Here is an 8,521-nt window from a genome sequence, read left to right as displayed (position 1 = left end):
GCAAAGGAGTCAGCAAGGATTACAAGCGGTGGATATCGCTAAGCTCAGTGAATATGTCGATAGTTTTGCACAATTATAACGTGCCCGCTTAAAACTTTAATTACAACCATAAAAAAAGGCCATAACGGCCTTTTTTTATGCAGTGCGCGGGCACATTACTTTTCTAGCAAGATGTCGTGTATTTTCGCTAAATCTGATTTTCCTGCAATGATTTCATCCGGGGTTAAACCCGATAACTCATGCGGGAACACTAACCACTCTTCTGACTCATGAATATAGTAATCAGGCTTCATATCTACTTTAGAGTTTTTTGGCTTGTAATACGGGCACGCAACACGAATATCGCGTGGTAAGTTTAATCGCATTAGCTCAGCAAGCTTTTCTTTTAATGCAAAAATACTGCGCCCAGAGTCAAACACATCATCAACAATTAATAGTGAATCGCCAGCATTGGCGTTTTCAATGATGTAATGTAAACCGTGTACTTTTATTTCTTTAGACTGTTTACCAATACCATAATAAGACGATGTACGCACCGCAATATGATCGGTCTCAATCCCTTTGTAATCATAGTATTCTTGTACCGCAATACCTATGGGTGCACCACCGCGCCAAATACCAATGATAAAGTCTGGACGGAAACCATCCTTATAGACTTGTGCCGCTACGCGGAATGAATCTTCAAGTAGCTGTTGAGCTGTGATGTAGCATTTATCTGACATAGTTAGGATCCCAGTGGTGAGTATAATATTTGAACGCCGCTTATAAAAAGCACATATTTAACGTTCAAACACCTATAGGCGGGGGATTTTACCGTAATTTAAAGCAAATTGCTTGTTTGCAGCACAAAAAAATAGGCGCCAATCGGCACCTATTTTAATTATTAAATAGTTAAACCTTGCTAACTATTACGCTTTTTCTAATAAGGTACGCGCTACGGTTCGCATCCCGCGCGTGGTGGCACCGGCCGCCCATTCGCTGGTGCTGCCCATATTAAATGCCGCAGCAAGGTCAATATGCACCCAACCTTTACCGTCATTTGGTACAAAGCGTGATAAGAAACCCGCCGCATTTGATGCACCACCGTAACCACCGCCTTTTTGCGCACGGCTATTAGCGGTGTCTGCGTATGGCGATGGACAATTAAGTTGATGCCATTTTTCCAGAGGTAATGGCCACGCAGCTTCCATTTATTGTGCTGCAAAGTCTTCTACTTCACGTACTAACTCTTTATCAAGAGCAAACAAAGCATTGTACTCTTGGCCCACAGCCACTAATGCTGCACCAGTTAAGGTGGCCGCATCAATAATCAGCGGAGCGCCAGTTTCACCCGCCGCCATCAGGCCATCGGCCAATACTAAACGTCCTTCAGCATCGGTATTAACAATTTCAACCGTGGTGCCGTTTTTATACGTTAAAATATCCCCTAACTTATATGCGTGGCCTGAAATCAAGTTTTCTGCACAACATAAAAATAATTTAATGCGCTTATCCATGCCGCGGCTAATCGCCAGTGCTAAACCTGCCGTTACAGTGGCAGCACCACCCATGTCACACTTCATACCCAGCATACCTTCGCTAGACTTGATTGAGTAACCGCCTGAGTCAAACGTGATCCCTTTACCTACCAGCGCTGCACTTACCGGCGCATTGTCATCACCTGTTGGGTTGTAATCAAGTGCTAATAATACCGGCGGGCGTTCACTACCGCGCCCCACCGCGTGAATACCAATCCACTGCTGCTCTAATAACGCATCACCTTTAATAATTTGGTAGCTTACGTGCTCGGGGGCTAACGACTGAATAAACTCAGCGGCTTTTTCAGCTAGGCTTTCTGGGTAAATATCATCCGCCGTGCCGTTGACCATTTCGCGCGCCCACGTTGCCGAGGCTTTTAAATCATTTAATTCTTTTATATCGGTTTGCGCGTTATCAACAAACTTAACCCCATTTAAGGTTTTCGGTGAAACAAAGCCTTGGTAAAATGCCCATTGGCTTTCTGTACACCATGCATCACCGGCTAATACCACGTTTTTAAGGCCTTGATTAGCGATTGCACGCCCTGCTTTTTGCACATTTTTTAATGTTTCTTGCTCAGATAAATGAACGGTTGCACCGCCTTCATTAAAAGATAACGACGCGTTTTCACCCCAATGGCTTGGTGCTGGCTGCTCGCTTAGTTGAACAACAAATTTTTCACTCATGTTAGAATATCCTTGCACAAAATTGTGTCACCGAGTTTACTATAGAGCTGAGCAGTTCCCAACAGCTTGCGGTAAATAACATTATTAGCCCTGCTTATTTGCAGTTCAGCCTTGGAGTGAGTATGAAGTACCAGCCGGCTTTACAACCTGCTACGTTAATTAAACGCTATAAACGCTTTTTAGCCGACTTACAGCCCAATACTGGGGCTGAGTTTACCGCGCATTGTGCCAATACCGGTAAAATGACGGGCTGCGCAGAACCCGGCTTTAGCGCTTTTTATTCCACCAGTGATAATAGCAAACGTAAATACCCGCACTCATTAGAGTTAACGCAAAATCATTTAGCGCAGCTTATTTGTGTTAATACCGCCATTGCTAATAAAGTAGTAGCAGAGGCGATTAACGCCAATGTAATTACTGAGCTTAGCGGCTACCAACAATTACAGAGTGAGGTAAAGTATGGTGATGAAAATAGTCGTATCGACTTTTTGCTCAGTGATGAACAGCGCGCAAACTGCTATGTTGAGGTTAAGTCGGTCACTTTATTAAGCCAAGATAACCCGCACAGTGGCCAAGGTTATTTTCCCGATGCACACACACTTCGTGGCCAAAAGCACCTGCGCGAATTAATCACAATGGTCGAACAAGGTCACCGCGCGGTATTAGTGTTTGCGGTGTTACATCAAGGCATTACCCAGGTCAGTGCGGCAGCGCACATTGACGAACAGTATGCCCAGCTATTACAACACGCTATTCAACGTGGCGTTGAAGTATTAGTGTACAAAGCCGCTATATCCCCCAGCGAAATTGTATTAACTAAAAAGCTGCCATTTATATAATTGCTATGGAATACAGGGTGTTGCTGTTAGGTTAATAGGAACTATAAAAACAGCCTCATACTATAACGCTATTTTACTGCTAAATTTAGTTATTTAGCTTGTTTAAAAAGTTTTAGCCCATATAACAAGGCAAGTTTAGAAACCGATAGTGCGATTAAAAAAAGTACAAAACTTACTTTTCATACTTTTAAATCAATAAATAGGTTGAAGCTAATTCGATTATTCAAAAATAAATTTGCCTAGGGTATAAGTTTCTGCTATTTATACCGCCGGCTAATGCTGAGGCATTATATTAAGGATTTAGGAGAGAGTTATGCCAGACCAAAGGCGATTAGGGTTATTGGCTCAGGCCGGTTTAGAACCATATCAAGAAAAGCCAGGCGAAGAGTATATGAATGAAGCACAACGTCTTCATTTTAAAACAATTTTAGAAACTTGGCGTAACGATTTACGTAATGAAGTTGATCGTACTAAAACGTATATGCAAGATGAAGCTGCTAACTTTCCTGATCCGGTTGACCGTGCAGCGCAAGAAGAAGAGTTCTCTTTAGAGCTACGTACCCGTGACCGCGAGCGTAAACTGATCAAAAAGATCGAAAAAACAATCAATCTAATTAAAGAAGATGAGTTTGGTTTTTGTGAGTCTTGTGGCATTGAAATTGGCATTCGCCGCTTAGAAGCGCGCCCCACTGCCGATTTATGTGTAGACTGCAAAACGCTTGCAGAAATTAAAGAAAAGCAAGCTGGACGTGGCTAATTACCCCGATTAATTAGTGATGACCCCTACAGCCGTTAATACGCTAAAGCGTAACTACCGCGGTCGCTTTGCGCCGTCTCCTTCTGGACCGTTACATTTTGGTTCATTAGTAGCGGCTGTAGGTAGCTATCTTGATGCGAAAGCTAACCAAGGGACATGGTTAGTACGTATCGAAGATATCGACACCACGCGCGTTGTCAGCGGCGCCGACACTGATATTCTTAACACCTTAGAAGCGTACTCACTACACTGGGATGAACAGGTTGTTTATCAAACAAAGCGCTTAGATTTATACCAAGATGTGGTTAATTCATTAACTAAACAACAGCTTGTTTATGGCTGTCGTTGTTCACGTAAACAAATAAAAGCCCTCGGTGGAATTTATCAAGGCCACTGCAAAACGCAGCAACTTGATTTACACACTAATGCGCTGCGCCTCACACAAAACTATGCCACCACTGAGTTTACCGATGTTATTCAGGGACATATTGAAGTGAATGCAGCGCTTGCTGGTGAAGATTACATTATAAAACGCAGTGACGGCCTATTTGCCTATCAATTGGTGGTGGTCGTGGATGACATGGCACAAGGCATCAATCGCATTGTCAGAGGGGCTGATTTAATTGAGCCGACCGCACGGCAAATTAGTTTATTTAAACAACTGCAGCAGCCGATACCAGAATTTGCGCATTTGCCATTGGCCGTGGCAAAGCCTGGCTTTAAACTCTCCAAACAAAATTATGCGCCCGCTATTTGTAAACAAAACCCAAAACCAGCCTTGTTGGCCGCGCTTGCGTTTTTAGGTTTGCCAACCTTTGCTGAATTAATTGAGTTAAATGTAGAACAATTACTGGCCTGGGGGGTGCAAAACTTTAACTTAAGCCAAGTACCCAAGGTGGCTGAAATTCAGGTTTCCCCCGCCAAACTCCGCGAAGGGTAATAAATTATCCCCGTTAGCAAATAAAAATCGCTAAAAAAGGCTTAATTTCAGCACAGCAACTTAATTTTTAAACCTTGCTGGTATATGATAGCCGCCTAAATATATGCTATTTATATTAAACTGCCGGTATAGCGCTTTGCAGCACGACTGGCTGTAAATTTGATTGCAATGGCGAGTCAATCAACACCTTTCTAGGAGACAGACTATTATTTCCAAGCTTTTTCAATTTTGTCGGCAAATAATCGGCCCCAGTAGCCCTGCCGAAAACGTGGCAATAAGCAGCGAACCGCTAGTGATCTCACGAGGTGAGCATGGCATTTCTCGTAAACAATTTAGCCCAAATGCAATCAAAGTTTTGTACCGCTTAAAAGATGGCGGGTTTGACGCCTATTTAGTCGGTGGTTGTATTCGCGATGTATTGTTAGGACAACAGCCAAAAGACTTCGATGTAGTCACCAATGCCACGCCAGAGCAAGTTAAAAAACTATTTCGAAATTGCCGCTTAATTGGCCGTCGCTTTCGTCTAGCGCACATTGTATTTGGTCGCGAAATTATTGAAGTCGCGACCATGCGTGGCCATCACGAAGCGCCGGAAGAAAAAAACCAAATTAGCCAATCGAGTGAACAAGGGCAATTACTCCGCGATAACGTGTTTGGCAGCATTGAAGAAGATGCCGAACGTCGTGACTTTTCAATTAATGCCCTGTATTACTCGATAAACGATTTTTGTATTTACGATTACGCCAATGGCTTAGCGGCAATAAAAGCAAAACAAATTGAATTGATTGGCGATCCCGAAACGCGTTACCGCGAAGATCCGGTACGCATGCTGCGCGCGGTGCGATTTGCGACTAAGTTAGATATGACCATTGCCCCTAACAGCGAAAAGCCAATTAGCACATTAGCCAGCTTATTAGACAACATTCCGCCGGCACGTTTGTTTGAAGAAATCCTTAAGCTGTTTTTAAACGGCAAGGCCGAAGCGAACTATTTATTACTGCGCAAATATGGGTTGTTTCAATCATTATTCCCAGAATTAGATAGTATTTTAGCCGCAAACCCTGATGGCTTAGAAGCTGCATTTATTCAGCAAATGTTTCAAAATACCGATCAGCGAATCAACGCCGATAAAAAGGTAACTCCGGCATTTATATTTGCCGCGTTACTGTGGTTTCCACTGGTTGAGCGCACTAAGCTATTACAACAGCAAGAGCAACTTGGCGAATACGATGCGTTTTCTCAAGCCATTAATATGGTGCTAAGCGATAACGCACAACATATTGCAGTGCCAAAACGCTTTACCTTAGGTGCACGTGACATTTGGCACATTCAACATCGTTTAGATAAACGAGCTGGCCAACGTGCGTACAGATTAACCCAGCAACCGCGCTTTAAAGCCGCGTACGACTTTTTATTATTGCGCGTTGATGCGGGTGAAGTTCAGCATCAAGAACTGGCTCAGTGGTGGACGCAATACCTTAGCCAGGATATTAACGGCCAAAAAGAAATGGTCAGAACTTTGGGTCATCAAGCGGGACCAAAACCACGCAGACGCACGCGACGTCGCAGCAGCAAAAAACCAACAGAGTAATCAGCATGTACCGAGTTTACCTGGGGTTAGGTGCCAACTTAAACTCACCAAAGGCGCAGCTAGATAACGCCGTTATGGCGCTTAAAAAGCTGCCCAATTGTGAGTTTATTGCCGTATCTCATTACTATGCAAGCAAACCTATGGGTCCCCAAGATCAACCCGACTACATCAATGCGGTGGCGTGTATTGACACCACACTTGCCCCGCAGCAGCTGCTTGATTTAACCCAAGCGATTGAGCTGGAACATGGCCGCGTACGTAAGGCCGAACGCTGGGGGCCAAGAACTTTAGATATAGACCTGCTATTGTTTGACGAGCAAATGATAAATACTGAGCGCCTTACTGTGCCTCATTATGGTTTAACTGAGCGCGAGTTTGTAGTGTTTCCACTGTTAGAGCTTGCGCCCGAACTTATTTTACCAAGCGGCATTTCGTTACAAGCTATTGCCAATAAACTACCGCTTAACAATTTACAACAATTACCCCTGTAATTAACTAAGGCTTATGCCGGTGAGAAAATTATGTCTAAAATAACGGTTTCAACTTTAAATAAAATGAAAGCAGAAAAGAATAAAATTACTGCTTTAACAGCTTATGATGCCAGTTTTGCTAAGTTATTTCATGATAGCGGCGTTGAAGTTATTTTAGTTGGTGACTCTTTGGGTATGGTATTACAAGGCGCAGATGACACCTTGGGCGTCACCAACCAAGATATTGCCTACCATACTCGTTGTGTGCGTGCGGGTAGCCGTGAGTTATTCGTTATTGCTGATATGCCTTTTATGAGCTATTCAACCCCTCGCGAGAGCTGTAAAAATGCCGCCGAGTTGATGCGTGCTGGCGCTAATATGGTTAAGTTAGAAGGCGGTGAATGGCTACATGAAAGCATTACAGCCCTTACCCAACAGGGTATTCCTGTGTGTGGGCATTTAGGCTTGACACCGCAATCGGTGCATGTATTTGGCGGTTTTAAAGTACAAGGACGTGAAGAAGCGCAAGCAGAAAAAATAATTGCTGATGCCAAAGCACTGGAAGCCGCCGGCGCACAGCTATTAGTTCTTGAATGTATTCCCAGTGCATTAGCCAAACGCGTTACCGACGCTTTGAGTATTCCTACCATAGGCATTGGCGCAGGAAACAGCACCGATGGCCAAATACTGGTGATGCATGATCTGGTGGGTATTTCTGCCGGGTTTATTCCTAAGTTTTCAAAAAACTTTTTAGTTGAAACTGGCAATATGCCAGCAGCCGTTAAAAAGTATTGCAGCGATGTAAAAAGCGGTGCCTTTCCAAGCAGCGAACACGAGTTTAAATAATGCAGTCAATTACCGAAATTAAATCACTCCGCAGTCAAATTAAAGCCTGGCGTCAAGCCGGTTTAAGCATCGCCTTAGTACCCACTATGGGCAACTTACACTTAGGCCACTTTTCGTTAGTCGAAAAAGCCAAAACTATGGCTGATAAAGTTGTGGTCAGCATTTTTGTTAACCCAATGCAATTTGGCGAAAACGAAGATTTAGACAACTACCCACGCACCCTTGACGAAGATAAGCGCGGCTTAGCCGACCTTGAAGCCGATATTGTGTTTACGCCAAGTGTAGCAACCATTTACCCTAATGGTTTAGGGGCACAAAGTTATGTTGATGTGCCTGATATTTCATTAGGCTATTGTGGTGGTTCACGCCCTGGGCATTTTCGAGGCGTTGCCACGGTAGTAACCAAACTATTTAATTTAGTACAGCCCGATTACGCTTGCTTTGGCGAAAAAGATTTTCAGCAACTGCAAGTGATTAAAACCATGGCACGGGATTTATCAATTCCGGTAGAAGTGATAGGCGTGCCTACCATGCGAGAAGTAACTGGATTAGCTATGAGCTCGCGTAATGGCTATTTAAGCGCCGCACAAAAAGCCACAGCTACGGTACTGTTTAAAACGCTAACTCACTGTGGTGAACAGCTTAAAAGTGGCAATAAAGACTTTGCACAGCTTGAACAAGAAGCTAAACAGAGTTTACAGCAAGCAGGTTTGAAACCAGATTATTTTTCGATAGCTCAACGAGATACATTAAAAGCTGCTACACTAGATGATAGTCAATTGGTCATTTTAGCCGCCGCTTACCTAGGCAGTGTTAGACTGATCGACAACTTACAAGTGGTGATTTAACACTCGAGTGACTCTCATTTAAGGAT

The 8,521-nt window shown here is 43.6% G+C and carries 8 protein-coding genes and 2 pseudogenes; 8 read left to right on the top strand and 2 right to left on the bottom strand.

All coding sequences use genetic code 11. The features are described 5' to 3' along the window. Nucleotides 1–79 (top strand): annotated as a pseudogene (locus ABYB02_RS04495) (Crp/Fnr family transcriptional regulator); the annotation flags it as partial. 76 nt (nucleotides 80–155) lie between these two features. Here the strand turns inward: ABYB02_RS04495 and ABYB02_RS04490 are convergent. Together ABYB02_RS04490 and pepB are read right to left on the bottom strand one after the other, a co-directional pair. Next, complete coding sequence (locus tag ABYB02_RS04490; RefSeq protein ID WP_372761262.1) at nucleotides 156–722, bottom strand: phosphoribosyltransferase; 567 nt, start codon at nucleotides 720–722, stop codon at nucleotides 156–158. 186 nt (nucleotides 723–908) lie between these two features. Continuing rightward, nucleotides 909–2,204, bottom strand: a pseudogene (gene pepB / locus ABYB02_RS04485) (aminopeptidase PepB). A 122-nt stretch (nucleotides 2,205–2,326) separates the two neighbouring features. Here pepB and sfsA point away from each other — a divergent pair. The 7 genes from sfsA (at nucleotide 2,327) to panC (ending at nucleotide 8,495) form a co-directional block, all read left to right on the top strand. Next, the gene (gene sfsA, locus ABYB02_RS04480) at nucleotides 2,327–3,043 is read left to right on the top strand and encodes a DNA/RNA nuclease SfsA (protein ID WP_372761261.1); all 717 of its coding nucleotides are present in this window, start codon (nucleotides 2,327–2,329) and stop codon (nucleotides 3,041–3,043) included. A gap of 313 nt (nucleotides 3,044–3,356) precedes the next feature. After that, nucleotides 3,357–3,800 carry an RNA polymerase-binding protein DksA gene (gene dksA / locus ABYB02_RS04475; RefSeq protein ID WP_372761260.1) on the top strand — a complete coding sequence of 148 codons (444 nt, stop codon included), beginning with the start codon at nucleotides 3,357–3,359 and terminating at the stop codon, nucleotides 3,798–3,800. Nucleotides 3,801–3,819: 19 nt separating this feature from the next. Beyond that, complete coding sequence (gene gluQRS, locus ABYB02_RS04470) at nucleotides 3,820–4,740, top strand: tRNA glutamyl-Q(34) synthetase GluQRS (RefSeq protein ID WP_372761259.1); 921 nt, start codon at nucleotides 3,820–3,822, stop codon at nucleotides 4,738–4,740. Nucleotides 4,741–5,032: 292 nt separating this feature from the next. Further along, entirely contained in the window at nucleotides 5,033–6,331 is a 1,299-nt protein-coding gene (gene pcnB, locus ABYB02_RS04465; protein WP_372761258.1) for a polynucleotide adenylyltransferase PcnB, read from the top strand. Nucleotides 6,332–6,336: 5 nt separating this feature from the next. Continuing rightward, nucleotides 6,337–6,822 carry a 2-amino-4-hydroxy-6-hydroxymethyldihydropteridine diphosphokinase gene (gene folK / locus ABYB02_RS04460; RefSeq protein ID WP_372761257.1) on the top strand — a complete coding sequence of 162 codons (486 nt, stop codon included), beginning with the start codon at nucleotides 6,337–6,339 and terminating at the stop codon, nucleotides 6,820–6,822. Between the two features lie 30 nt (nucleotides 6,823–6,852). Then, nucleotides 6,853–7,647, top strand: coding sequence for a 3-methyl-2-oxobutanoate hydroxymethyltransferase (panB, locus tag ABYB02_RS04455; RefSeq protein WP_372761256.1), 795 nt, complete (start codon nucleotides 6,853–6,855; stop codon nucleotides 7,645–7,647). Next, nucleotides 7,647–8,495 carry a pantoate--beta-alanine ligase gene (panC, locus tag ABYB02_RS04450; RefSeq protein WP_372761255.1) on the top strand — a complete coding sequence of 283 codons (849 nt, stop codon included), beginning with the start codon at nucleotides 7,647–7,649 and terminating at the stop codon, nucleotides 8,493–8,495. Before panB ends, panC begins: the two co-directional genes overlap by 1 nt. Nucleotides 8,496–8,521 lie beyond the last annotated feature (26 nt).

The organism is Pseudoalteromonas sp. (genome assembly GCF_041613455.1).
GTDB lineage: Bacteria > Pseudomonadota > Gammaproteobacteria > Enterobacterales > Alteromonadaceae > Pseudoalteromonas.
This window is presented reverse-complemented; position numbering and strand designations above follow the sequence as displayed.